We start from the raw sequence: 25,782 nt of genomic DNA on the forward strand, positions 1-25,782 counted from the left end.
ATGACCTCCTCCCGAGACACGATGACGGCCGCCGTCGTCGTCACCCACTCCCGCACCGTGGGCCGCGTGCTGCTGCAGGGCGGCACCGTCGTGGCCCTCGTCCTGCTGCTCGCGTTCTTCTTCGCGATGCGACCGGACACCTTCCTCTCGTTCGTGAACGTGCGCAACATCCTGTACCAGGTCTCGATCCTCGCGATCATCGCGGCGGCGCAGACCATCGTGATGGTCGTCGGCGACTTCGACCTCTCCGTGGGGGCGACGTCGAGCCTCGCCGGATCCGTTTCCGCGACCCTGATGCTCGGGAACAGCCCGATCCCGGTGGCGATCGTCGCGGGGCTCGCGGTGGGCCTCCTGGTCGGACTCGTGAACGGCGTCCTCATCGCCTATCTGAACCTGTCGGCATTCGTGGCCACCCTGGCCACCATGACCTCGGTGATCGGACTCGCGTATCTGGTCACCGCCGGGACGACGCTGTTCGGGATGCCGGCCGCCTTCAACGCGCTCGGCCAGGGGCGATTCCTGAACATCCCGCTGCCGGTGTACTCCGCGATCGTCATCGCGCTGGTGATCTGGTGCGCGCTGCGCTTCACGACGGTCGGCCGCCGCTGGCATGCGATCGGCGGCAACGTCGAGGTCGCGCGCCTCTCCGGCGTGAACGTGCGGTTCGCGCGGCTCCTCGCCTTCACCATGGCAGGGCTCGTCTCGGCGATCGGCGGCATCCTGCTCGCCGCGCGGCTGGGCAGCGCGAGCGCCGAGCAGGGCGGGAACAACATGATGTTCTCGGTCGCGGCCGTCTTCCTGGGGATGACCGTGCTCCGCTCCGGTGCGGCGAATCTCGGCGGCACGATGATCGGCGTCGCGATCATCGGCGTGATGAGCAACGGCCTCAACATCCTCGGCGTCAACGCCTATGTGCAGCAGGTCGTCACCGGCCTCATCATCATCGCGGCCGTGACGCTGTCATCCCTCAAGACGCGGGAGAGGTAGCGATACCCCTCCCTCACTGCGGCGGTGCCCATCGCCGCAGCCTCCACCCATGCACCACACACAAAGGAGTAGTCACGTGCGTAGGAAAATCACAGCGGCGGCGGCCCTCGCGGCGGCGGCGATGCTCGTGCTGACCGGATGCAGCGGCCAGAGCAGCGCCGGCAGCACCGGCGGGGCCGACGGGAAGCCGTTCAAGGTCATCGCCTTCACCTCCGGCAACCAGACCCCGGTCGGCGCCTGGTGGGTCAAGGCCGTCACGGCGCGAGCGAAGGAGCTCGGCTGGGACCTCACGATGATCCAGGGCGACTTCGACTTCCAGAAGATGAACCCCGCGGTCGAGAGCGCGATCGGCCAGGGAGCCGATGTCATCCTCGACGGCTACACCGACGTCGAGTCGATCGGATCCATCGTGACGGCGGCCAAGGACGCGGAGATCCCGATCTTCGCGATGGACTCCGCGACCGCGGCGAACGATGCGTTCGCGCTGAACATCACGACCGACCAGCAGCAGATCGTCGACAAGACCGTCGGCTCGCTCGACACCGCGGTGTCCGGCCTCAAGGGCAAGACCGTCATGGTCATCGGGCACGACCCGCACCCCGGCATCCGACTGCGCTCCGGCTTGGCCGAGAAGGCGCTGACGGCCGCGGGCGCGACGATCGCGGGCGGCGCGATCCAGAAGGTGACCAACCCCGCCACCGGGCGCACGGAGGCGCTCAGCCTCGTGGCCGACTACCTGTCCGCGCACCCGAACGGTCTGGACGCGGTCTGGGCCGGCTGGGACGACGCCGCGCTCGGCGCCGCGCAGGCGCTGAAGGAGGCCGGCTCGACCGCGAAGGTCTCCGGCGTGGACGCTCTCAGCGAGACGCTGTCGGTGATCGAGGCCGGCGGCAACATGCAGGCCACGATCGAGCAGCCGTGGCCGACCATCCTCGATTCGCTCGTCACGCAGGTGCAGGCGTACCAGAAAGACCGCACGCTGCCCTCGAAGAACTTCGAGGCGGTCGGCGTGACGCTGGTGACGAAGGAGAACGCGTCGACGGTGACCCCGTCGGACAAGCTGGGCTGATGCCCTGGGCGGGGGCGGCACGATGCCGCCCCCGCCCGCCGTCCGCGGGGACGGCGTCGAAACCGAGCGCGCGCTGCGCGCCGAGCAAGGAAGGCGGGACGCGATGCGTCTGGAAGGCAAGACAGCCCTGATCACGGGCGGTGCGAGCGGGATCGGCCTGGCCACCGTGCGCAAGTTCGTCCGCGAGGGGGCGAAGGTCATGATCGCGGACATCGATCTGCGGCAGGCGGAGGCGGCCGTCGCCGCGATCGCCGGTGAGGGCTTCGATGGCGCGGTCGCCGCGGTCGCGGTCGACGTATCGGTGTACGCGCAGGTCGAGGCGGCCGTCGCGCGCGCGGTCGAGGTCTTCGGTCGGCTCGACGTGATCTTCAACAATGCGGGGATCGCCGGCGGAAGGCCGCTTCTCGAGCACGAGCCCGAGAAGGACTACGAGCCGATCATCCGCATCGACCAGAACGGCGTCTACTACGGCATCCTCGCGGCGGGGAGGCAGTTCCGCCGGCAGGGCACCGGCGGCGTGATCGTGAGCACCTCCTCGATCTACGGCGAGCAGGCCGCGGAGCTCTCGTTCAGCTACAGCGCCGCCAAGGCGGCGGTCATCTCGTTCACCCGCTCCGCGGCTTACGAGCTCGCGGAGTACGGGGTGCGGGCCGTCGCGATCACGCCGGGGCGCGTCGGCACGCCCATCATCAACCAGTTCAGCGAGGAGCTGAAGTCGACCTTCGCCGCGGAGCAGCTGCGAAACCGGCTCACCGCGCCGGAGGAGATCGCCGACGTCGTCGCGTTCCTCGCCTCCGACGAGGCGAACGCGATCAACGGCACGGTGGTCAGCGTGGACGACGGGTACTCGGTGTTCAAGCAGCGGCTCGATCTGCCGGTGTTCTGACATGACGCCGGACCTGGACGTCGCGTGCCAGCTCAGCGTCCTCGTCTCGGATCCGCAGTCGCCGCGGCTGCCCGAGAGTCTCGACGCGCTCGCCGCGAGCGGCTACCGCCGCGTGGTGCTGCCGCCGTTCGATGCCGGCGCCGTGGACATGCCCCGTCTGCGGGCACTGCTCGCGGATCGGGGTCTGGCGCCGATCGCGATGGCGATCCAGCTCCCCGACGCGGATGTCGCGGCGGAGGATCCGGCCACGCGGGCCGCGGGCGCCGCGCTGCTGCGGCAGAGTCTCGCCCTCGCGGTCGCCCTCGGCGCGGACCAGCTGAACGGAGTCCCGTACGGGCTCTTCGGCCCGCCCCGCGGGATCACAGGCACCGCCGCGTTCGCGCGGTCGGCGGCTGCGGTGGGGCGGATCGCGGATGAGGCCCAGGAGCAGGGCGTCGCAATGGTGTTCGAGGTGCTGAACCGGTACGAGACATCGGCGGTCAACACCGCGCGGCGCGCGATGGACTACGTCGACGCGAGCGGATCGGCTCACCTCGGTATCCACCTCGACACGTTCCACATGGCGATCGAGGAGTCGGACATCGCGGACGCGGTCCGACTGGCGCTGCCGCGGCTGCGCTATCTGGAGCTCGGACAATCCGGCCGGGGCGCCCTGTCCGGCGGCGCGATCGACATCCCGGGGATCGTCCGGGATGCGCTCGACGCGGGCTACCAGGGCCGCTGGGGCGTCGAGGCGTTCTCCCGGTCGGTCCTCGCCCCCGAGGGCGCGGACGGGCTCTCCATCTGGCGCGACGTCTACGACGACGGCGTCGAGCTCGCGCGCGACGCGATGCGGGTGGTCCGTGCGGGCTGGGCGACCAGCACGGTCGGCCGGCGTGCGAGCCGGATGTCGAGGATCACCTCGACCTGACGCGGCAGGGCGAGGATCCGCTCAGCGCCACACGTCGGCGGCGATGTCCACGACGGAGCGGATCTTCGCCCACTGCTCGTCCTCAGTGAGCACGTTGCCCTCCTCGGTCGAGGCGAAGCCGCACTGCGGGCTGAGCGCGAGCTGCTCGAGCGGAGCGAACGCGGCCGCCTCGTCGATGCGGTGCTTGACGACCGAGGGGTCCTCCGGCTCGCCGCTCTTCGAGGTCACCAGTCCCAGCACCACGGTCTTGTCGCCCTTCGGCAGGTACCGCAGTGGCTCGAACCCTCCCGCGCGGTCGCTGTCGTACTCCAGGAAGTACCCGTCGTACTCCACCACGTCCAGGAGCTGCTCGGCGACGGGCTCGTAGCCGCCCGAGGAGATCCAGGTCGAGCGGAAATTGCCGCGGCACACGTGGGTGGTGACGACGAGGTCGTCCGGCTTGCCCGCGAGCACGCGGTTGAGGATTTCGGCGTACCGCTCGGCGATGCCGTCGGTCACGATGCCGCGCTCGCGGGCCTTGGCCAGCTCGGTCTCGGAGCACAGGTAGGCCCAGGCGGTGTCGTCGAGCTGGAGATAGCGGGCACCGGCCTCGTAGAACGCGGCCAGCGCGTCGCGATAGGCCTGCACGAGATCGTCGACGATCGCGTCCCTGCCGTCGTAGGCCTTCGCGGTGATGTGGTCCGGCTCGAGACGGAAGTCGAGCACGGTCGGTGCCGGGATCGTGAACTTCGGGACGGCGCCCGTCGAGCCCGCGACCGTCTCCTGCAGCGCGGAGTAGTGCGCGAGGAAGGGATGCGAGGGATCGAAGCGGATCGGGCCTGCGATCTCGACGCCGCGCGGCTTGGTCTGCACCCCGCGGAACTGGATCCCGTGGTCCAGCTCGACGATGTCGACCCCGTCCAGGAAGTCGAAGAAGTCGAAGTGCCACCAGGAGCGGCGGAACTCGCCGTCCGTCGCGGGACGCAGACCGGCATCCGCCTGCTTCGTCACGAGGTCCGCGACTGCGGCGTCTTCGGCGGCCTTCAGGCCGGCTGCGTCGAGTCGGCCGTCCGCGTGGCTCTGCCGGGCGGCCTTCAATGCCGCAGGACGGAGGAAGCTGCCGACGATGTCCGCGCGGAAGGGGCGAGTGCTCATCGCTCGATGATAGGGGCGTGAGGCCGCGTATGACAGGATCCCTGACACATGGCGACATCCGGCGGGATCGGTGGTCGGATCCGGTCTTCTACGGCCGGATCGCGGAGGATCCCATCCGATCGGCGGAGGACTCCGAACAGAGGGTGAGCGGCATCGTGCCGCACTCGAGGAGGAGAAAATGCGTTCGTCACCCAACCGTCTGATCGGCGTCATCTTCGGCGCCGTGTACATCGTCGTCGGCGCGCTCGGCTTCGCGGTCACCGGAGGAGTGTCCTTCCTGGCGACGCAGGGCGGCATGCTGCTCGGCATCTTCATGGTCAATCCGCTGCACAACGTCGCGCACCTGCTCATCGGAGCCGCGCTGCTCGTGGCCGGCCTCGTCTCCACCCGGGCGGCGAAGGGAACCAACACCGTCGTGGGGGCGGCCTATCTGCTGCTCGGCATCGTCGGGTTCTTCCTGGTCGGGACGGCGGCGAACATCCTCGCGCTGAACACGTTCGATCACTTCCTGCACCTCGCGAGCGCGCTGCTGCTGCTCGCGGTCGGGATCGGGGTCGAGCGGACCGCGCCGCGCGGGGCGATGGCCTGAGGCCGTCGTGCTGCGCAGCTGGCCCGCGCTCCTCGCCTGGGGCGCGGGCCTGATCCACCTGGCCATCGGCGCCTCTGTCTCCGGCGCCGACGGGCGCGCCGTCGTGCTGCTGGCGCCGATGCTGTTGATCGGCGTCGTCGAGCTCGGCTGGGGCGTCGCCGTCCTCCGTGCGGGGCGCATGAGGCGGGGGAGAGGCGCAGCCGTCGGGGCGATTATCGCGGTGATCCTCGGGGCGGTCGCTCTCCTGGGGGGAGCACCGGTCATCGCGGTCGCGGCCTCGTCCGTGCTCGTCATCGCAGCGGGAGCGATGGCGGCGCGGTCGCGGGGAGCGGGGGTCGTCCGGGTCGATGCCGGGGAGGGCTCGACCCGGGCGTCTCGCACGAGGGCCACAGGCGCGGTGCTGGGGGCCGTGCTCGTCGCCTCACTCGTGACGCCGGCGCTGGCGCAGACCGACGCCGGGGCGAACGGGGGCGGGCACGATCACGGCGGGGGCGTCGACCTGCCGCTCGTGGATCCGCACGCGCACCATTGAGCGGCGGTTCGGTCGGAGACGACGACGAGGCCCCCGCCGGAGCGGGGGCCTCGTCGTGATCCGATTCGGATCAGAAGACGTTGGACTCGAGCCAGGCGAGCGGGTCGATGGCGCTGTCGTTGATGTGCACTTCGAAGTGCAGGCAGGATCCGACCGTCCAGCCGGTGTCGCCGACCCGGCCGATGAATTGACCGGCCGTGACGCACTCGCCGGCCTGGACCGCGCGGCTGCCGTAGGTCATGTGCCCGTACAGCGTCGACACGGCGTTGCTGCCGCTGAGCGCCGGGTGGGCGATCTCGACGGTGACTCCGTAGCCCTGGTAGCTCTCCGAGGAGAGCGTGACGCAGCCGTCCGCAGCCGCGTATATGGGGGTGCCGATGCCCGCGGCGAAGTCCTGGCCCATGTGACTGCGGCCGGTGCGCGCGGCGCCGAACCCGTCTGTCAGCGTGTACGAGCCCGCCGCCATCGGGTAGATGACCTGACCCGGCTTGGCGATCGAGGCGACGCCGGAGCGCTGGGCCGCAGCGGTGGCGGCCTGCATCGCGCTGAGCTCGGACGGCGTGGTCGCGGTGAACGTGCCGTGCACCTGGACGTCGGGGAGCACGCCGTTGGCAGCCGTGAAGGACTGGGCGCGGATGTCCGCCGCCGCGCTGGTCGCGGGCTTGGCGTCGCTCGCGCGCACCATCCCGAGAGCGGGAAGCGCCGTCCCGACCACGAGCGCGGAGATCGCGAGGGCCGCTCCGGTGCTGCGGCCGAGGTTCTTGGCGCCCCGCCGGGGGCGCCTTCCGGCCGGGACGACGTGTGCGGACTGCTGCTCTGGAGCTGCGGAGCGCGTCGCCGGCCGGGGGGCCTGCGGCGGCGCGGGGATGTGCGCCTGAGCGGTCGTGGGGGAGAACAGCGGCGGGGTGGCCGGCTCTGCAGGGGTGCGCGAGAAGGCGGCGGGACCCGAGGTCTGCGCGGGGGCGGACGACTGTGCGGCGGCCTGTTCCCTCATCTCGCGTCGCGAACGGGGTGCGGCGGTGCCGACGGTCGCGGACGGGGATTCTGGCATGCGGGCAGAGGTGTGCGCGGTTTCGGGGGCTCGCGAACTGATGATGTGCTCCTCGGGCAGCGGAGAGGGTGTGACTTCTCCGCCATCGGGGGAACGGAGTGGTGTTACAACTCCGTAATAATACGGACGGTTTCTGAGAGTTCTATACATTGGCCGCGAAACGCGGTCTCGGCGTGGCGCGATCCGAGGTCCTCAGCGGTGGTCGCCCCCGCGGTTGGTGATGGTCTGCACGAGCGCCAGGTACTCCTTCGGCGTCGCCTCGGGGAGGTAGGCGCTGCCGATGGCCATGCCGATCGTCGCGAGCTGAGCAGGATCCGCATAGGCCATGTAGATGGTCTCGTAGCGCGGGTTGAACTTGCTCTTGAAGCGGAACAACGACGTGAAGCCGTAGGCAGGCTCGAGCATCTCTCCGAGCCAGCCGAGCAGGCGGTCCATGACGCCGGGCTCGGCGGGCACCTCGCCCGGCTTGGTCGCGAGCGGGGCGCCGGAGAGGCTGAGGACCTGGACGCCCTGCTCCTTCATGTGCAGGGCGGCGGAGGCGATGATGAACTCCATGATTCCGGGCATGGATCCGTCGCTGCGACGCATGAAATCGATGGTCCAGCCGGTGACCCTGCCATCGGTCCAGGTGGGCAGCCAGCTGGTCGTGGCCTCGATCCCGCCGTCCTTGTTGATCGCGAGGAAGATGCCGACGTCGGAGTCCTTGAGCTCCTCCATCCCGCCGAGGGTGAAGCCCATCTCGGGGAGCTTCTTGTGCGCGACCCATTCCTCGCTGACCGCGGTGATCTCCCTGGAATAGCGGGTCGGCAGGTCGTGCCACGTCGACCAGAGCGTCGTGATGCCCTCGCGTTCGCCGCGGTTGAGGGGCTGACGCACCTTCTGCCACGCCTTGCCCGTGAGCTCGAATCCCGCCAGGTCGATCACGGTCTCCTCGCCCACGGACATGTGCTGCCATCCGAAGGACTGGAAGACCGGCAGGAAGCGCTCGTGGAAGCTGTAGAAGCACGCCGACCAGCCCTGCGACTCGCAGTAGGCGATGAACGCCTCGACGGTCTCCTGCTCCCTGCCTTCGGCGCAGACCGGATCCGACATCGTCAGGGCGACCTTGCGGATGACGCGGTACGCGACGGCTCCCTGGCCGTCGGGGGTGAACCAGTAGCTGTTGCCGGCCCACGTGCCCATGAAGCCGAGGGTGCCGCCGCCTCCTTCGCGCAGGAGAGCCCGGAAGCGCGCCTCCTCGATCACGTGCCGGTCGACCTGGGTGGCGCGGAACAGCCGCACGGCCGCGAGGATGAACACGATCCAGAACGGCACGCCGACCCACTGGTAGACGAACAGGGCCGCGCCGTCGACGGGGATCCCCGCGTCCGCGATCGCGGGCAGCAGGCCGCTCGAGACGAACGGACGGATCAGGTCCGCCAGGAGCTCGCCGAGCGAGGGCTGTCCGTCCAGATAGTTGTCCCCGTCGATCAGCCCGATCACGAGGTAGGCGCCGGCGAACACCACGAAGGCGCCGACGACGGTGATCGCGAAGCGGCGCACGGCGGCACGAGGCGCGAGCACACGGAAGTGCCGTCGGGTGAACAGCAGCAGGGCGATCACGCCGATCGGCACGAGCACGGCCAGGATCATCGCGATGCCGTCCTCGATGAGCAGGGCGCCGCGGATCTTGTCGTCCAGCAGGTCGTTGATGCCGACCGATGTGCCGGTCAGCAGGGCGATCACGGCGTTGACCATCAGCGCCATGATCCACGCGGCCCGGCGGCCGGTGCGAAGCCCCCAGGCGGCGACGAGCGTGAGCAGCAGCGGCACGAGGCTCACCAGGAACGGTCCTGGGCCCGAGTTCAGGATCGCGTCGGCCTGGCGCACGCAGTCGGCGGTGAAGTCCTCCACGCAGGACTTGGGCATCTGCTCCGCCTCGATCGGCGAGAAGCCCGAGACGACGAGACCGAGCGGTGCGTACCAGGCCCCGGAGATGAGCACGATGAACGGCCCGAGTCCGGTCGCGGCGACGATCGCCGCGACCAGGGTGCGCACCTCGCGATGAGAGCTGCGATGCCACGTCGCCCGCACCGTGCCCCGCGCCAGCAGGAGGCTGAGCAGCAGCCCGAGCACGCCCGAGAGGAGGCGGAACACGCTGTCGCTGTCTGCGGCGTACAGCGCGAACATCACCAGCAGGGTGAAGCCGACGACACGGATCCGGCGCTGCCACAGCGCGGGGGCGAGAGCACTCGCCGCCATGAGCATGCCCACCGTGCCGATCGTGGGATCCGCGACCGCGTCGTAGCTCGCGAGCAGGCCCCATTGCGAACCCCACGAGACCAGCAGTCCCTGTGCGCTCAGGCCGATCACCATCGCGAGGATCCCGGTGAGGAAGAACGTCCACGCGGCGCGGACGCTGCCGAGCTTGCGCTCCGCGTAGGCGCCGGCCGTGAGGATCAGGGCGATCGCGAGCACTCCGCCGATCACCGAGTCGCCGAACAGCAGTGCGGTGAGCGGGGTCCACCAGTCGCCGTCCTCGATCGTCGTGCTCACAGAGGCGGCGAACTCCTGCGGGAACCGACCCAGGAACGTCCCGGTGACGAACCCGGCTGCCAGCACGACCACGGCGAGCATCGCACTGAAGGGATTGCTGCTGAGATACGTCAGCACCGCACGGATCCAGCGCGGCACGGGACGCGGCGTCGGCGCAGGCGCGACGGTGCCGGCAGGGGCGTTGTCAGAGGGGGTCATGCGTTGCTCTCTCTGCGATGAGCGCGCGGTTCGTTCCGGATCCGTGCGGTGGCGGGGGCACCACCCCTTCAGAGTGCCGAACGTCCGCGGCGTTGTACAGTCGCCATGCCTTCCGCCGGGCCGATACCCTTCTCGATGATGGAGCAGCGCACACCCGGGTCGCGGAGCGCCCGCGGCGTCGTCAGCTCTCTCGCCGCGAGCGTGCTCTTCGGCGGCATCTTCTACCTCTACGGCGTCGTCGACGCCTCCGCGGAGGCCCAGTTCGGCTGGCGGATGATCGTCACGGCGCTCTGTTACGCGCTCGCCCTCTCGACCAGGCAGGGCCGGGCCGCCTTCGCCCTGTTCTGGCGCGTGCTGTCCTCCCGCTGGTGGATGCCCCTGGTGCTGGTCGCGATGAGCGCGATGGTGGGCTTCCAGATGTGGATGTTCGCCTGGGCGCCCGTGCACGGGTACGGGCTGGACGCATCGCTCGGATATCTGCTGCTGCCGATCGCGCTGGTACTGGTCGGGCGGCTGCTGTTCCGCGAGCAGGTGAGCCGTGGGCAATGGGTCGCGGTGGGCATCGCCGTGGTCGCGATCGGCGCCAAGATCGCCTTCGAGGGGACGCTGTCCTGGGTGGCCCTCGGGATCTGCGTCGTGTATGCCGTGTACTTCACGGTGCGCCGGCACGCGGGCCTCGATCTGCCGGCGACGTTCGGTGCGGAGACGGTGCTGCTGATCCCGGTGGCGGTGGTCTTCGTGATCGTCATGCCCGGAGCCACGACTCCGCTCGGGCAGGCCGCGGTGATCGCCGCAGGCCTCGCCGGGACGCTCGCGATGTCGGCCTATCTCGGCGCGTCCCGGCTGCTCGGGCTTCCGCTCTTCGGCCTCCTCAGCTACGCCGAGCCCGTGCTTCTGTTCGTCGTGGCGATGCTTCTGGGGGCGCACCTGAGGGCCTGGGATCCGCTGGTCTACGGAACCCTCGCGGTCGCACTCGTCGTGCTCGCGGTCGACGGCTTCCGCCGCGCGAGGCGGATCCCCTGACCCGGAGTGCGAGCGGTAAGGAACCCGTGCCTTCCGATGCCTGCGGACGTACCCTGGAAGGGAGAGATGCGCCATCTCCCGATGGGAGGACCAGCATGAGCCAGGAAGAACGCCCGCAGGGGGCGAGCGATCCGCGCGACGGCCTCGAGGGCACCTACACCGAGGTCGACGGGGAGCCGGAGCCCGAGCGCACCGTGCACGGGCAGTACACGCGCACCGAGCGCGGCGGTCCCGACCCCGAGGACGAGGGCGCCTACGCCGATGCCGAGCACGATGGCGGCACGGAACCCTCGCCGCACTCCACGCACGACCGGCACGGCAAGTACAACCGCCGCGACCAGTGAGCCGTTAGGCGGCTCAGCGCGGCGCGGCGATGCCCGCGCCGTCGCGCCGCTCGAACACGAGCTGCGTCTCCGTGGCCCGGACCACGTCGTGCACCGTGATGCGCTCGAGGACGATGTCGCGGAGGGCCGCAGCGTCGGCGACCGCGACATGCACGAGGAAGTCATCGGCGCCCGCGATGTGGAACACCTGCAGCACGCCCTCCGTCGCCTCGAGCGCGTCGAACAGCGCCTCGACGCCGGTCTTGCTGTGGGTGCCCAGCCGCACGCGGATCACGGCCTGCACCGGGCGGCCGAGCGCGGCAGGATCGAGCAGCAGCCGCAGCCCCTGGATCACCCCGCGCGAGCGCAGGGAGCGGAGCCGGAACGCGCACGTGGAGGCGGGGATCCCCAGCGCGGCGGCGAGTTGCTTGATCGGAGCGTCGGGCTGCGCGGAGAGCGCGGCGAGGATGCGCAGGTCGAGGGCGTCGACACCGTGCTGTTCCGCGATCAAGATCCGCTCCTCGCGACGTCCGAATGTTGCGCAGGACTCAAGTTTCGCACGCAGGATGCCTTCCTGCAGCAATAGATCTGGCGGATCACTGCGCGCAGAAGGATCCTGGGATCATGATCGACGACGATTCCCTGCATGACACGCCCCTGCGACCCGAGACCGTGGCGGTGCATGCCGGTCGGGCCGACCTCGCCGCTCTCGGCGTGCACGCCCCGCCGATCGACCTCTCCTCGACCAACCCGCTGCCCGACATCGTGCACGGGGGCGACTCCTACGAGTCGATGGCGACCGGGGGGCACCCGCTGCCCGACGGCGGCAACGTGTACGCCCGGCTGTGGAACCCGACGGTCGCCCGGTTCGAGGAGGGACTCGCCGAGCTCGAGCACGCCGAGGCCGCCGTCGCCTTCTCGAGCGGCATGGCCGCGATGACGGCCGCGATCCTGTCGCACACCACGGCGATGGGCAAGCATCACATCCTGGCCGTGCGCCCGCTCTACGGCGGCACGGACCACCTGCTCGATTCCGGGCTGCTGGGCGCGGAGGCGACCTTCTGTGCGGAGGGCGAGGTACGCGCGCACCTGCGCGCCGACACCGGCCTCGTGGTCGTCGAGACTCCCGGCAACCCCACCCTGGACATGGTCGACATCGCCGCGGTCGTCGCGCAGGCGGGGGACGTGCCCGTGCTCGTGGACAACACCTTCGCGACGCCGCTGCTGCAGAACCCGCTCGACCTGGGCGCGCGGATGTCGCTGCACAGCGCGACCAAGTACATCGGCGGGCACGGCGACGTGATCGCCGGCGTCATCGCGTGCTCCGAGGAGACGGCACAGGCGCTGCGCCGCGTGCGCGCGATCACGGGCGCGCTGCTGCACCCGCTCGGCGCCTACCTGCTGCACCGCGGTCTCGCGACCCTGCCGGTGCGCATGGAGCGGCAGCAGCGCTCCGCGGAGCGCGTCGTCGCGTGGCTCGCCGAGCACCCGGCCGTGGCCGAGGTGTTCTACCCCGGCATCGACGATGAGCGCGGTCTCATCCCGCGGCAGATGCGCGGTGGCGGCGCGATGATCGCCGTGCGACTGCGCGACGGCTACGCGGCCGCGGAGGCCCTCACCGGATCGGTGCGGCTGTTCACGCACGCGGTGTCGCTCGGCGGTGTCGACTCGCTCGTGCAGCACCCCGCGGCGCTCACCCACCGGCCCGTCGCGGCAGAGGCCCGCCCCGGCGCGGAAATCGTGCGGCTCTCGATCGGCCTGGAGGATCCGGAGGACCTGATCGGCGACCTCGCGCAGGCCCTCGCCAGGATCGGCGTCGCCGTGCGCTGAGTGCGGCGCCCCGAGCCCGACGCGCTGAGAGCGCCAGGGGAGAGGGAATGTCCGTGGCCACCGGCAGAATTGTGCGGTGACCGGAATGAGAACCTTCTGGGCCGCGCTCCCCACCCCGGGGCGCTGGCTGCTGTCCACCGTCGCCATCCAGACGCTGGGCCGTGGACTGACCCTGCCCTTCACGATCATCTACCTCCACGAGGTGCGCGGCTTCGACCTGGGCGTCTCCGGCGCGCTGATGAGCGTGATCGCCATCACCGGACTCGTCGTGACGGGGCCCGGCGGAACGCTGATCGACCGCTACGGCGCCCGGAGGGTGCTGCTGGCGGGCCTCGTGGCGATGATCGCGGGCTGCACGCTCCTCGCCTTCGCGACGTCGCCCACGGTCGCGGCGATCGCGCTCGTGCTGATCGGGGTGAACTTCGGCGTCTCCTGGCCGGGCTTCAATGCACTGATCGCCACGATCGTCTCGGGCGAGCTGCGTCAGCAGTACTTCGGCGTGAACTTCGCCCTGGTCAACCTCGGCATCGGCGTGGGTGGCATCATCGGCGGCTTCTTCATCGACGTGCACCGGCCGGAGACGTTCACCGCGATCTTCCTCATCGACGCGGTGAGCTCGCTCATCCCGATGGCGCTGCTGCTCGGGCCGCTGCGGCATGTGCGCACTCACGCGGATCCCTCCGCGGAGCACGAGACCGAGGCGGAGGGATACCGGCAGATCCTGCGGAGGCCGGCCGTGCTGTGGCTCACCCTGCTGACCTTCCTCGCCGTGTTCATCGGCTACGGACAGATGGAGGGAGGCTTCCCGGCGTTCGCGCGGCAGGTGTCTGGCGTCTCGACGCAGGTGATCGGCTTCGCCTTCGCGGTGAACACCGCCGTCATCGTGCTGCTGCAGTTCGCCGTCCTGAAGCTCATCACGGGGCGCCGCCGCACCAGGGTGATGCAGGTGATGACCCTCATCTGGGGGTTCTCCTGGGTGCTCCTCGGCCTCACCGGGCTGCTGCCGGAATCGCTCGCCGCGGCCATCGGCGTGCTGCTTTTCATGGGAGTCTTCGCCTTTGGGGAGACCATGCTGCAGCCCACAGTGCCCGCGATCTGCAACGACCTCGCCTCTGACCGCAGCCGCGGGCGGTACAACGCGATCAACGCCGCGGCCTTCCAGGGCGGGGCGATCGCGGGGCCGATCGCCGCAGGGCTGCTGCTCGGAGAGGGGCGCCAGATGTGGTTCATCGTCGCCATGGTGGCGGGCTCGGTGCTGATCTGCGTGCTCGCGATCGCCCTGGAACGGCGGCTGCCGGTCGCGGCCAACGGCCTGGCGGCCCCGGCCGTGGCCGAGACCGGCGCGGCCTGAGCGGGCCTCGCGAAGCCGATTCACAGAGTTCGCAAAGAAACCATTGCGCGGCGGTGGCGGTGCCCTCAGGATGGGGGGACGTGCGTTTCGTACGGATCGGTAACGATCCCATCGTGGGCGTGCGGAGCAGTCGGTGACACGGGCGAGGACGATGACGTTTGCGGTGAGGCGGGCGCGGCAGCAGACCGCGCGACTCCTGCTCGTCCTGCTCGCCGCCGGACTCGTCGTTCTCGGTGTGGGCGGGCTCGACGCCCTCTCGGGGCGGCTCGTGGATCACGGCGTGCGTCAGGTGGCGGAGCACGCGGAGTCCGGAACGCGCGTCGCGACCGTCACCGCGCTGAGCACCGAGGACCCCGCGGCGCAGGACCGTGCTGTCCGCGCGGCGATCGCGAAGGCCTTCGCGGGAGCGCCGGTCGCCGTCAGCCGGACCGCGGTGAGTCAGATCTCCCTGGGCAACCCCGATGCCGTGCAGGCGATCGGCGGAGAAGGTGTCACCGATCGCGGTGATCTCGTCGATGGCGCCTGGCCGGCCCGGTCCGGCGAGGCGGCCGTGCTGACGGCCGCGGCGGAGATCCGCGGCTGGCGGATCGGCGACCGGATCCGGCTCGGTGCGGATGCCTCGGGAGGGACCGTCGAAGTCTTGGTCGTCGGCACCTGGCGGGCGAAGGATCCCGCCGCGCCGGCCTGGGCCGGCGATCCCGCGGTGGCGTCCGGCGACTCCGGCGGCGCCGCAGGGCCCGTGCTGATCACCGACGACGATATGACGCGGCTGTGGACCACGCCGACCGTGACCTGGACCATCGCGCCGATCGCGCTGACGGCCGACAGCCTGAGCGCGTATCGCGCCGGACTGGCCCGACTGCCGCAGCTCCCGGCCAAGGTCGACCCCGACAGTCGATCCAGCACGGCGGTCGGCGGCTCGCTCGGCGATCTGCTGGACCGGCAGACGCGCGCCGTCGGCGTCGCCCGGGGCATGATGGCGGTGCCCACCGCGATCATCGTCGCTCTGGGGGCGATCGCGATCGCCGTGATCCTGACGTCCGTGGCGGGTGCGCGCCGCGAGGAGCTGCGTCTGATCCGCGCTCGGGGCGCCGCGGTGACCGGTATCGCGGCCGGAGCCGCGGGAGAGGCCGCGGCGGCGACGGGTGCGGGCGCCGTCCTCGCCCTGATCGTGATGCTCCCGCTCGCCTCGCCAGGCCTCCCGACGATCGTGGCCGCAGCGCTGACCGTGCTCATCGCGGCGGCGGCGGCCGCCGTCACCGCGGCGCGCGCGTCCGCCCCGACGTCCGGGACCCGCTCGGATGCCGGACGCGGCATCGTGACGGCGCTGCTGGTGCCGACCCTGATCGTCACAGCCCTGGCCGCGTTCGCGCTCTGGCAGCTCTTCGCGCAGGGCGGCGTGATCTCGGAGGGCGGCGCGGCGGATCCCGTCGCCTCCGCGGCCGGTGCGGTGGCGCTCCTCGCGCTCGGGCTGCTCGTTCCCGTGCTCGCCGTGCTCGTGGCGGCGGTGGCCGAACGCGCGGCGCGCAGCGGCCGGGGGATCATGCCCGTGCTGCCTCTGCGCCAGATCGCGCGGCGCGCCGGCAGCGTCGCCGTGGCGATCCTGTGCATGGCGCTGGCGGCCGGATCCGCGACCATGGCGCTCGGCGCGGCCCCGCTCGCCGCTGCCGTGGACCGCAGCGAGGTCCGCGCGGCGCTCGGGCTCGACGTGCGGGTGTCGGTCGCGGGGCAGGGCGCCGTTCCGCTCACCGCGACGGAGGCCGCGGCGCTGCCGATGGTGACGCGCGCCGCGGAGGTTCTGAGCAGAGACGCCGATATCGGGTCGGACGCGGTGGCGTTCCTCGCCGCCGACCCGTCCGCCGAGGCGATCCCCGCCTCGGATCAGTCAGCCATCGCCGGGGGGTCCGGATCCGTTCTCCCGGTGGCGATCACCGCGGCGCTCGCGCAGCGACTCGGCGCCGTGAGGGGCACGACCTTCTCGATCACGCTGCGCCCCGAGGGCACGCGACTGCCGGCGCAGGTCGCCGCGATCGTGCCGACGATCGCGGGCATCGGATCCGGCCCCGGGATCCTCGCCGACCGCAAGGCCGCCGCCGCGAGGGCCGGGGGACTGCCGTCGAACGAGCTGTGGCTCTCGACCTCGGACGCCTCGGCCGCCGCAACGGAGGTCCGCACGAGGGCGAGTACGCCGATGCGGATTCTGACCGCCGCCGCGGTGAGCACCGCGCCGGTCACCGGGACAGCCACGATCCTGCTGACCATCGGATCCGCGGCCGCCGCCCTTCTCGGGCTGCTCGGGTTCCTCGCCGCCGTCGCTGCGGACCGCTCCCGCAGGAACGAGGAGCGCACCGCACTGCGCGCTCTCGGACTCGGCGCGGGCCGTCAGCGCTCCGCGCGGCTGGGTGAGGTGACGGGGATCGCGGTCTTCGGCCTCCTCGGCGGTGCGGCCGCGGGATTCGCCGTGGTGGCGCTCGTCCTGCCCGTGATGTGGGGGAGCGGAGCATGACGCGCCATCCAGGGACGCCCGCCGTCGTGCTGCGCACCGCGCTCACGACGCCGCTGCTGTCCGCCTTCCTCGTGCTCGCGATCGCCGCCATGACCCTCGCGGGCGCGCTGGTGCCGCCGCTCATCGACCAGGCGCGCACCGCCACCGTGCAGCATCAGCTCCGCGACATCCCCGAGATCGGCCGCCCGCTGACGGCGGTGCAGTCCTGGATCGTGGGCATGCAGCGGGGAGGTCCTGGCAAGACGGACGTGTGGTCGGAGCCCCTCTCGGCGCTGCAGGCGCAACGGGATCGCCAGCCCGAGCCGCTGCGCAGCGCGCTGGGCGCGCCCCGGGCCGTCGGAGACTTCCGTGCGATCGAACTGCAGGGCGATCGGAAGACGCCGCGCAATGCCGTGCAGTTGATCATGGATCCGGGGCTCGAGCAGCGCAGTCGCCTCGTGCAGGGCGCGTATCCCCGGGTCACCGATCCCGCGGAGGGCATCGAGATCGTGCTCAGCGAGAAGTCGGCCGCCGAGCTGGACTGGAAGGTCGGAGAGGTGCGCGATCGGCAGGGACTCCCTGTCACACTCACCGGCCTGGTCGCACCGAGCGGCACCGATGACCTCGACTGGGACATGCTGGTCGGCTCGCGTGCGCCGACCGTCCAGTACACGCCGATGGGCGACATCATCCTGCAGACGGTCGGCTTCATGGCTCCGGACGAGGCGGGCGTCCTCGGCGATCTGCTCACCCAGGCCGCGACATTCGCCTGGATCCCGCTCGATGTGAGCAGGATCTCCGCCGGTGACGCGGCGACGGTGAGCACCCAGCTGCGGCTGTTCATGGCGAACCCCGTGCATGTCGGGTCCAGCGGCGACTTCTTCGACAACGGCCTGCAGTTCTCCTCTCCCGTCGCCGACGCCCTGGATCGCGGCGTCACGCGGGGCAGCGCCCTCGTCGCGGTCGTCTCCGTCGCGGCCGTGGGCCCGCTCGCGGTGGCGGCCGTGGTGCTGGCGCTGGCCGGGCGGCAGCTGGCTCTGCGCCGCCGGAGGGCCGCCTGGCTCGCCCGCGCCAGGGGTGCGTCGCTCGTGCAGCTGTGCGTCGTGCTCGGTGGCGAAGCGCTGCTGCTCGGGATCCTCGGCGCCGCGATCGGGCTCGCGGCGGGCGCCATGCTGGCTCGGGGCGGACCGGATGCGCTGACGATGCTCGTGGCGGGCGTGCTCGTGCTCGTGCCGGTGTGCACAGTCCCGTTCACGGTCGTGGCGGACCTGCGACGGACGGAACGACGTGACGGATCCGCGCAGCGGAGGCGTCCGTTGACCCGCCTCGTGGGCGAGGCCGTGGTCGTGGCGCTCGCGGTCGCCGTCGCCGTGATCCTGCAGAGCCGCGGCGAGTCGCTGCGGGTGGATCCGGTGCTGCTCGCGATGCCGGTGCTGATCGGCGCGGTGGGCACGGCGGCGGTGCTGAGGCTGCTCCCGCTCCTGCTGGACGCGCTGCTGCGCGCCGCGCGCCGCCGCACCGGACTCATCTCGCTGCTGGGCCCCGCCCGTGCCTTGCGCGACGCCGCGCTGCGCACGGCGCCCGCCCTCGCCGCCGTGATCGGCCTCGCGGTGGCGGTCTTCGCGGTCTCGTTCGCCGCGACCGTCTCGGACGGGATCGGCCGCACCGCGCGGGACGCCACCGGCGCCGACATCGCGGTGTCGATGCCGTACGTGGAGGAGGCGCAGATCGCCGCAGCCCGGAAGATCCCCGGCGTCGCGGCGGTCGCGACTCTGGACGCGGATGAGATCGGCCAGGGCGCGTCCGAGGGGGTCACCGATCGCGTGCGCGTCTACGCGGTCGACCGGAACGCCTTCGCCCGCGTGCAGCAGGGATTCGACGGCGCTCTGCCGATGCCCGCCTCACTCGCGGCGACCTCGGGCGGGAGCGTCCCGGTCGTCGCGTCGGACCAGCTGCTCGCACGGTTCGGCGACGGGCTCACGGTGAACGGCCACCCTGTGCGGGTCGTCGCGCACACCGCGCAGCGCACCCCGTTCGGCAACACGGAGAAGTGGGTGATCGTCGACCGCGGGAACATCGACCGCATCGGCGTCAGCTCGCCGGTGGTCACGAAGCTGTTCGCGGCGGTGGCCCAGGGGAACGACCCGCCCGCGGTCTCGAAGGAACTGGCCGCGCGGCTCGGCGAGACCGCGACGGTGACCACTGCCGATCAGCTCATCGCGCAGTCGGCCTCGGATCCGGCGTCGTCCGCCCTGCGCGTTGCGCTGATGGTGTCTGCCGCGATCGTCGCCGTGCTGCTCGCGGTCGCGGTCCTGCAGACGCTGATGCTCGGATCCGTGGCGCGCGCCCGCCTGCTCGCCCTGCTGCGGGCGGTCGGCTATCCGCGGCGCAGGGAACTCCCGCTCGTGGCGTGGGAGGTGGGGCCGGCGTTGGTGATCGCGCTGCCCGTGGGCGTCGCCTCGGGCCTCGCGATGTCATGGCTCGTGATCGGGGCGCTGGACCTGCGCGGTTTCACGGGCGGCGAGACGGCCCCGGCGCTGAGCCTGCCGCCCGGATGGCTCGCTGCGGCGGTGCTGGGCTTCGCCGCGGTCACCGCGGTGGCGATCCTGCTGGCGACCGCCACCGCGATGCGGCTGCGCAGCGCCGAGGCGATCCGGGTCGCGGATGACGAGGGGTGAGGGATGACGGTCGAGAAGAAGGATGTCCACGACGACGAGGAGCGAGGGGTCATGACCGCAGCAGGAGGGATCGGACGATGACCGATGTCGACATCGCGTGCGAGGGTCTGGTGCGGATCTTCACCGCCAAGGGCGTCGAGGTGCAGGCGCTGCAGGGGCTGGACCTGCGCGTGCAGGCGGGGGAGATGGTCGCGCTCGTCGGCGCCTCCGGATCCGGGAAATCGACGCTGCTCGGGATCCTCGCCGGACTCGACGGGCCGACCGCCGGGAGCGCCCGCGTCGCCGGGCACGACCTCGTGACGATGCGCGGCGCCGAACGGCTGCGCTATCGCCGGCGCAGCGTCGGCTTCGTCTGGCAGCAGTCCGGGCGCAACCTGCTGCCGTACCTCACGGCACGCGAGAACATCGCCCTGGCGCACGGCGTCGCCCGCGTGGTGCCGAAGGCGGAACGCGCGGGCCGTGCGCAGGCGCTGCTCGAACTGCTCGACGTCGCCGATGTGGCCGAGCAGCGACCCGCTCAGCTGAGCGGGGGCCAGAAGCAGCGGGTGGCGATCGCGGTCGCGCTCGCGAACGAGCCGCGCGTGCTGCTCGCCGACGAGCCGACCGGCGAGCTGGACGAGCGCACGAGCGCGGATGTGCTCGCCGCGATGCAGGCCGTCAACACCGAGCACGGCGTCACGACCCTCATCGTGACGCACGACGCTGCGGTGTCCGAGCACGTCGACCGTACGGTGCGGATCCGCGACGGCCGCACCTCGACCGAGACCCTGCGCAGCACGCATACCGATGACGAGGGGCGGGAGGTCCGGATCGCGCAGGAGTTCGCGGTGCTCGACCGGGCGGGCCGCATGCAGCTGCCCGGCGAGTTCGTGAGCGCGCTCGACCTGCGCGACAGGGTGCGGCTGTCGCTCGAGGCCGATCACGTGCGCGTCGCGCCGAGTGCTTCCTCCGCGGAGCCGGAGCCGGGGGCGGACGAAGCGCTGTCACCGGGGGAGGGGCAGTCATGACCGAGGTCCTGCGCGCGGAGGGGCTGACCCGCGTGTTCGCCGCGCCCGGCGGAGATGTCACCGCGGTGCGCGAGGTCGACCTGACGGTCTCGGCGGGGGAGCTCGTCGTGATCACCGGGCGCTCGGGTTCCGGCAAGACCACGCTGCTGACGATGCTCGGAGGCCTCGACCGGCCCACGCGCGGGCGGGTGCTGCTGGACGAGCACGACATCAGCACGGGGGACGCGAGCCACCTGCTGGGGGAGCGGATCGCCTCCATCTTCCAGACCGCGGGGCTGCTGCCGGTGCTCTCCGCGGCCGAGAACGTGGAGGTCCCGCTGCGGATCCGGCGCACCGCGGTGGTGGAACGGGAGCAGCGGGTGATCCGCGCGCTGGAGGCGGTGGGGCTCGCCGACCACGCGCGGCAGCGCCCGGCCGAGCTCTCCGGCGGACAGCAGCAGCGCGTCGGAATCGCCCGTGCGCTGGTCATGGATCCGGCGGTGCTGATCGCCGACGAGCCGACCGCGCAGCTGGACAGCGAGACGGGCGCGCAGATCATGGATCTCATCGCGGGCCTCGTGCACGAGCGGGGCACCGCCGCCGTCGTGGCCACACACGATGCGGCCATGCTCACGCGCGCCGATCGCGTGCTCGACCTGCACGACGGCGTGCTGCGCGAGCTCGGGCCCCGTGCGCTCGCGGCGAAGACGGGGCATCGCTGATGTCCTGATCCCGCTCGGCATGCATGGATTCTGTGCAGAACTCTTGTGCACAGAATCTATGCATGCAAGAGTGTGGGCATGGAAACCCCGGAACGCCCCGTCGGCATGCGCCTCGACGAGCGGGCGGTGCGCGTGCTCGCGCATCCGCTGCGCTCGCGTCTGCTCAGCGAGTTGCGCGTGCACGGCCCCGCGACGGCGACGCAACTGGCCGCCGCGCTGAGCACGAACACGGGGGCGACGAGCTATCACCTGCGCGCCCTCGAGGACGTGGGGCTGGTCGCCGACACGGGCGAGGGCGCTGGTAAGCGACGGATCTGGCGTGCGAGCACCGATTACCACTCCTGGAGCAACTCCGCCTTCGCGGACGATGAGGATGCGCACACCGCACTCGGCTGGCTGCGTCGCGACTACGTTCGGCAGTTCGCCGCGCGGGCCGAGCGCTGGCTCGATGTCGAGGCCTCCTGGCCCGCTGCGTGGGTCGACAGGCTCGGGCTCGATGACGCGCTGCTCACCGTGACGCCGGATCAGCTCGCCGCCTTCCACGACGAGATCGACGTGCTGACCGAGAAGTACCGACGTCTCGGCGACGGGGATCCGGCCGCGCGACGGGTGCACGTGGCCGTGCAGGTCACCCCGATCGACCTCGACCCGCCGGGGGAGTCATGAATGCGGAGGCCGCGCGCGCGATCTCCGCGGCGCAGCGCCGCCTGCTCCTGCTCACGGCGCTGCGCTGGCTCCCGGTCGGCGTGACCCTGGGAGTGACCGTGCTGCTTCCGCTCGAGCGCGGGCTCTCGATCGCTGAGGTCGGCTCGATCCTCGCCATCCAGGGGTTCGTGGCGCTCGCCCTGGAACTGCCGACCGGAGCCCTCTCCGATACGCTCGGACGCCGCCCGGTGCTCGCCGCGTCGGGAGTGCTCGCGGTCGCCGCGAGCGTGCTCTTCCTGCTCGCCGACTCGTATGCGCTGTTCGCGGTGTCGCTGCTGCTGCAGGGTGTCTTCCGTGTGCTCGACTCCGGCTCGCTCGAGGCGTGGTTCGTCGACGCGGTGCACGAGCACGATCCGCAGGCCGAGGTCGCGAACCCCCTCGCGAAGGCCGGTACGGTGCTCGGCGTGGCGATCGCGGGTGGGGCGCTGCTCGGCGGCCTGCTGGTCGCGTGGCATCCGCTCTCCGCACTGTCCGCGCTCGTGCTGCCGCTGATCGTGGCGATCGGCCTCTATATCGGATACACCGTGCTCGTCGTCGTGCTGGTGCGGGACAGTCCCCAGGAGGGGGCGGCGCCGACCCGTGCGGTTCCGACCATGCTGCGCGCCGCGCGGCAGACCCCGCGGACGATCGTCGATGGCCTGCGCCGTGCGGCGAGCTCCCGGGTGCTCGCGGGTCTCGTGCTCGTCGAGGTGTTCTGGTCCGTCGCGATGATCGGCTTCGAGACGCTGACCCCGGTGCAGCTCGAGGGAATGCTCGGCGGAGAGGCCGCGGCCGCCGCGGTGTTCGGCCCGGCGTCGGCGGCCGCGTGGGGACTGTTCGCGGTCGGATCCCTGCTCGCGAGCCGGCTGAGCGGCGTGATCGGCGTGACCTGGACGGCGATCCTGAGCCGGATCCTGAACGGCGCGTTCGTGGTCGTCATGGGGCTGTCCTCGGGAGTCGTCGGCCTGCTCATCGGCTACGGCCTGACCTATCTCGCCCACGGCGCCGCGGGGCCGATGCACTCCGCACTGCTGCATCGCGAGGCGGACCGATCCACCAGGGCGACCGTGCTCTCGCTCAATTCGATGGTCTCCGGAGGTGCGTACAGCATCGGACTGCTCGTGCTCACGGCGTTCGCGGGGGCGACCTCCGCCGCGACCGCGACCATCGTCGCCGGGGCGTTCAGCATCCTCGGTGCGGCCTGCTATCTGCCGGCGCTGCGCCAGGAGCGCAGCCGGAGGGCCGCGCTGAACGCGGCGTGAGCGGCACGGCGCGGGGCGGCCCCGGGTTGTGCGGGCCTCGCGCTGTTACGGTGATCGCATGACACCCGGAAGCCCTGCCCAGGCGACCCGTGCCCCGTTGACCGCCGCGCAGGTGGCCGAGAGGATCTCTCGCGGCGAGAGCAACGCCATCGAGTCGCGCACGAGTCGCAGTTTCGGCGAGATCTTCCGCGCGAACGCCTTCACGCGCGTGAACGGGATCTACCTCGTGATGTTCCTGCTCATCCTGGGCACCGGCTACTTCATCGACGGGCTGTTCGGGCTGCTCATCATCGTGAACAGCGTGGTCGGAATGGTGCAGGAGGTGCGTGCCAAGCGCACCCTGGACCGGCTCGCACTGCTCAGCAAGGCCCCCGCCCGCGTCGAGCGCGCCGAAGGCATCGCGGAGATCGATGTGGAAGAGGTCGTGCTCGACGATGTCGTGCTCGTCGCGGCCGGCGATCAGATCCCGGTGGACGGCGAGGTGCTCGATGCGACGGGTCTCGAGGTGGACGAGTCGCTGCTCACGGGCGAGTCGGAACCGGTCCTCGCCGCGGCCGGATACGAGCTCAAGTCCGGCAGCTTCGTCGCCGCCGGGTCCGCGAGCTTCCGTGCCACCGCCGTCGGCGAGCACGCGTACGCCGCCCGCCTCGCCAAGGAGGCGTCCGAGTTCCGCAAGCCGTCCTCGCAGCTGCGCGCCGGGATCGATCAGATCCTGAAGTACGTGACCTGGGCGCTGATCCCGGTCGGCGTGCTCACGATCGTCAACCAGATCTGGGGCCATGCGGAGGACTGGCGCGATGCGGTGCGCGGTCTTGTCGCCGCGCTGGTGCCGATGGTGCCGGAAGGCCTCGTGCTCATGACGAGCGTCGCGATGGCCGTGGGCGTGATCCGCCTCGGACGCCGGAACTGCCTCGTGCAGGACCTGCCGGCGATCGAGCAGCTGGCCCGCGTCGACGTGGTGTGCACGGACAAGACCGGGACCCTGACCGAGGACGGCATGCGGGTGGGTGCCGTCGAGCGCCTCGGCGTGGACGACGATCGCATCGAAGCCGCCCTCGCCGCGATCGGCCGTGCCGAGGGCAAGCCCAACGCCAGCATGGCCGCGATCCTGGAGCACGTCGGCGATGCGCCGGCGCTCGTGGCGCAGACCTCTATCGCGTTCTCCTCATCGCGCAAATGGGCCGCGATGCAGACGGCCGATGCCGCTACGGGCGCCGTGGAGAGCTGGGTGCTCGGCGCTCCTGATGTGCTGCTCGCCGTCGGCGACGCGGCCCGCAGCCGCTCCGATGCACTCGCGTCCGAAGGCCTGCGCGTGCTCGCCCTCGCGCGCAGCGACCGCGCGCTGCCGGATCCGGAGGAACCCGGCGACGGGCTTCCGGGCGGTCTCGTCGCGACCGCGCTCGTGATCCTGGACCAGCGGCTGCGCGCCGAGGCACCAGGTGCCATCGCGTACTTCGCGGAGCAGGACGTCGACATCAAGGTCATCTCCGGCGACAACGCGGCCGCGGTCGGCGCGATCGCCGCCGAGGCCGGCGTCCCGAACGGGCGCAACGCGGTCGATGCCCGCACCCTGGATCCGGAATCGGCGCATTTCGACACCGAGGTGCGCGACCGCACCGCGTTCGGCCGGGTCACGCCGACCCAGAAGCGTGCGATGGTGCACGCGCTGCAGGGGGACGGCCGCGTCGTCGCGATGACCGGCGACGGCGTCAACGACGTGCTCGCGCTCAAGGACGCCGACGTCGGCGTGGCGATGGGATCCGGCTCCCCGGCCGCCCGCGCCGTGTCGCGCATCGTGCTGCTGGACAACTCCTTCGCCACGCTGCCGCACGTGGTCGCGGAGGGGCGCCGAGTGATCGGCAACATCGAACGGGTCGCGACCCTGTTCCTCACGAAGACGCTGTACTCGATCCTGCTCGCGCTGCTGGTCGCGGTCACCGCCGTGCCGTTCCCGTTCCTGCCCCGGCACGTCACGCTGATCGCCTGGTTCACGATCGGGATCCCCGCGTTCTTCCTCGCCCTCGCGCCGAACACCGCCCGCGCTCAGGACGGCTTCGTGCGGCGGGTGCTCGACGCGGCCGTGCCGGGGGGCATCGGCGCCGCGCTCGCCTCCTACGGCGCGTACCTGACCGCACGTGCGGTCTTCGGCACGGAGCACAGCGAGCGCGTGCAGAACGCGTCGACCGGATTCCTCGCTCTCGTGATCGTGGCGTTCTTCGTGCTGATCACGGTGGCCAGGCCTTTCCAGCCATGGAAGCTCGGGCTCGTGGGCGCCATGATCGGCGGCATGCTGGTCGTGATCCTCACCCCGCTCGGATCCCAGGTCTTCGACGTCGACCTGCACGATCCCCGCGCCGTGCTGATCGCGTGCGCGTTCGGTGCCGCCGGGATCGCGGTGCGCTTCGGCGCGCGCGCCGTCCTGCGTGCGATCTACGGCGCCGTCTCCCGCCGCCGCCAGCGCCGCGCCGCGCTCCCTCACCCCTGACCAGCTCTCCCTCACCCCGGACCCGCTCTCCCCGCCCCCTCCGGCTTCCCCCACCTTCGAGT

General features: G+C 71.5%; 21 protein-coding genes. 17 read left to right on the forward strand and 4 right to left on the reverse strand.

All coding sequences use genetic code 11. From position 1 onward, the window contains the following. From RS86_RS12695 to RS86_RS12710, 4 genes are all read left to right on the forward strand, one after another. Positions 1-987 (forward strand): ABC transporter permease, encoded by a 987-nt coding sequence (locus RS86_RS12695; RefSeq protein WP_052680238.1) that lies wholly within the window; start codon positions 1-3, stop codon positions 985-987. Positions 988-1,063: 76 nt separating this feature from the next. Further along, complete coding sequence (locus RS86_RS12700) at positions 1,064-2,056, forward strand: sugar ABC transporter substrate-binding protein (RefSeq protein WP_160299691.1); 993 nt, start codon at positions 1,064-1,066, stop codon at positions 2,054-2,056. A 103-nt stretch (positions 2,057-2,159) separates the two neighbouring features. Next, positions 2,160-2,942 (forward strand): SDR family NAD(P)-dependent oxidoreductase, encoded by a 783-nt coding sequence (locus RS86_RS12705; protein WP_045272613.1) that lies wholly within the window; start codon positions 2,160-2,162, stop codon positions 2,940-2,942. Between the two features lies 1 nt (position 2,943). After that, the gene (locus RS86_RS12710) at positions 2,944-3,852 is read left to right on the forward strand and encodes a sugar phosphate isomerase/epimerase family protein (protein WP_052680239.1); all 909 of its coding nucleotides are present in this window, start codon (positions 2,944-2,946) and stop codon (positions 3,850-3,852) included. 21 nt (positions 3,853-3,873) lie between these two features. On the opposite strand, the gene RS86_RS12715 is transcribed toward RS86_RS12710, so the two are convergent. Next, positions 3,874-4,986: a 5-methyltetrahydropteroyltriglutamate--homocysteine S-methyltransferase gene (locus RS86_RS12715; protein ID WP_045272614.1), complete on the reverse strand. Its 1,113-nt coding sequence runs from the start codon at positions 4,984-4,986 to the stop codon at positions 3,874-3,876. 178 nt (positions 4,987-5,164) lie between these two features. On the opposite strand from RS86_RS12715, the gene RS86_RS12720 reads away from it, so the two are divergent. Further along, positions 5,165-5,575, forward strand: coding sequence for a DUF4383 domain-containing protein (locus RS86_RS12720; RefSeq protein ID WP_045272615.1), 411 nt, complete (start codon positions 5,165-5,167; stop codon positions 5,573-5,575). A gap of 7 nt (positions 5,576-5,582) precedes the next feature. Further along, positions 5,583-6,107 (forward strand): hypothetical protein, encoded by a 525-nt coding sequence (locus RS86_RS12725; RefSeq protein ID WP_052680240.1) that lies wholly within the window; start codon positions 5,583-5,585, stop codon positions 6,105-6,107. Between the two features lie 70 nt (positions 6,108-6,177). Here RS86_RS12725 and RS86_RS20985 read toward each other — a convergent pair whose 3' ends face one another. Beyond that, a complete protein-coding gene (locus tag RS86_RS20985) occupies positions 6,178-7,158 on the reverse strand; it encodes a M23 family metallopeptidase (protein WP_045272616.1) in 981 nt (326 codons plus the stop codon). Between the two features lie 192 nt (positions 7,159-7,350). Continuing rightward, positions 7,351-9,891, reverse strand: coding sequence for a bifunctional lysylphosphatidylglycerol flippase/synthetase MprF (locus RS86_RS12735; protein WP_052680241.1), 2,541 nt, complete (start codon positions 9,889-9,891; stop codon positions 7,351-7,353). 135 nt (positions 9,892-10,026) lie between these two features. Between RS86_RS12735 and rarD the strand changes: the two genes are divergently transcribed. Together rarD and RS86_RS12745 are read left to right on the forward strand one after the other, a co-directional pair. Further along, the gene (gene rarD, locus RS86_RS12740; RefSeq protein ID WP_045272617.1) at positions 10,027-10,914 is read left to right on the forward strand and encodes an EamA family transporter RarD; all 888 of its coding nucleotides are present in this window, start codon (positions 10,027-10,029) and stop codon (positions 10,912-10,914) included. Between the two features lie 95 nt (positions 10,915-11,009). Continuing rightward, positions 11,010-11,258, forward strand: coding sequence for a hypothetical protein (locus RS86_RS12745; RefSeq protein ID WP_082076758.1), 249 nt, complete (start codon positions 11,010-11,012; stop codon positions 11,256-11,258). A gap of 13 nt (positions 11,259-11,271) precedes the next feature. On the opposite strand, the gene RS86_RS12750 is transcribed toward RS86_RS12745, so the two are convergent. After that, positions 11,272-11,748: an Lrp/AsnC family transcriptional regulator gene (locus RS86_RS12750; RefSeq protein WP_235281767.1), complete on the reverse strand. Its 477-nt coding sequence runs from the start codon at positions 11,746-11,748 to the stop codon at positions 11,272-11,274. Between the two features lie 113 nt (positions 11,749-11,861). Between RS86_RS12750 and RS86_RS12755 the strand changes: the two genes are divergently transcribed. The 9 genes from RS86_RS12755 (at position 11,862) to RS86_RS12795 (ending at position 25,720) form a co-directional block, all read left to right on the forward strand. Further along, on the forward strand, positions 11,862-13,067 hold the full coding sequence (locus RS86_RS12755) for a trans-sulfuration enzyme family protein (RefSeq protein WP_045272618.1): 1,206 nt from the start codon (positions 11,862-11,864) through the stop codon (positions 13,065-13,067). Positions 13,068-13,152: 85 nt separating this feature from the next. After that, positions 13,153-14,418 (forward strand): MFS transporter, encoded by a 1,266-nt coding sequence (locus RS86_RS12760; RefSeq protein WP_045272619.1) that lies wholly within the window; start codon positions 13,153-13,155, stop codon positions 14,416-14,418. A gap of 151 nt (positions 14,419-14,569) precedes the next feature. Next, positions 14,570-16,924: a hypothetical protein gene (locus tag RS86_RS12765; RefSeq protein ID WP_152642161.1), complete on the forward strand. Its 2,355-nt coding sequence runs from the start codon at positions 14,570-14,572 to the stop codon at positions 16,922-16,924. Further along, the gene (locus RS86_RS12770; protein WP_045272621.1) at positions 16,921-19,581 is read left to right on the forward strand and encodes an FtsX-like permease family protein; all 2,661 of its coding nucleotides are present in this window, start codon (positions 16,921-16,923) and stop codon (positions 19,579-19,581) included. The genes RS86_RS12765 and RS86_RS12770 overlap by 4 nt, the downstream gene beginning before the upstream one ends. A gap of 77 nt (positions 19,582-19,658) precedes the next feature. Beyond that, entirely contained in the window at positions 19,659-20,588 is a 930-nt protein-coding gene (locus RS86_RS12775; protein ID WP_045272622.1) for an ABC transporter ATP-binding protein, read from the forward strand. Beyond that, the gene (locus RS86_RS12780; protein ID WP_045272623.1) at positions 20,585-21,289 is read left to right on the forward strand and encodes an ABC transporter ATP-binding protein; all 705 of its coding nucleotides are present in this window, start codon (positions 20,585-20,587) and stop codon (positions 21,287-21,289) included. Before RS86_RS12775 ends, RS86_RS12780 begins: the two co-directional genes overlap by 4 nt. A gap of 78 nt (positions 21,290-21,367) precedes the next feature. Further along, positions 21,368-21,955, forward strand: coding sequence for a winged helix-turn-helix domain-containing protein (locus RS86_RS12785; protein WP_045272624.1), 588 nt, complete (start codon positions 21,368-21,370; stop codon positions 21,953-21,955). Further along, on the forward strand, positions 21,952-23,235 hold the full coding sequence (locus RS86_RS12790) for an MFS transporter (protein WP_045272625.1): 1,284 nt from the start codon (positions 21,952-21,954) through the stop codon (positions 23,233-23,235). Before RS86_RS12785 ends, RS86_RS12790 begins: the two co-directional genes overlap by 4 nt. A gap of 58 nt (positions 23,236-23,293) precedes the next feature. Then, positions 23,294-25,720, forward strand: a complete 2,427-nt coding sequence (locus RS86_RS12795; protein ID WP_082076759.1) for an HAD-IC family P-type ATPase — start codon at positions 23,294-23,296, stop codon at positions 25,718-25,720. Positions 25,721-25,782 lie beyond the last annotated feature (62 nt).

Origin of the sequence: Microbacterium azadirachtae, assembly GCF_000956505.1 — a bacterium.
Taxonomy (GTDB): domain Bacteria; phylum Actinomycetota; class Actinomycetes; order Actinomycetales; family Microbacteriaceae; genus Microbacterium; species Microbacterium azadirachtae_A.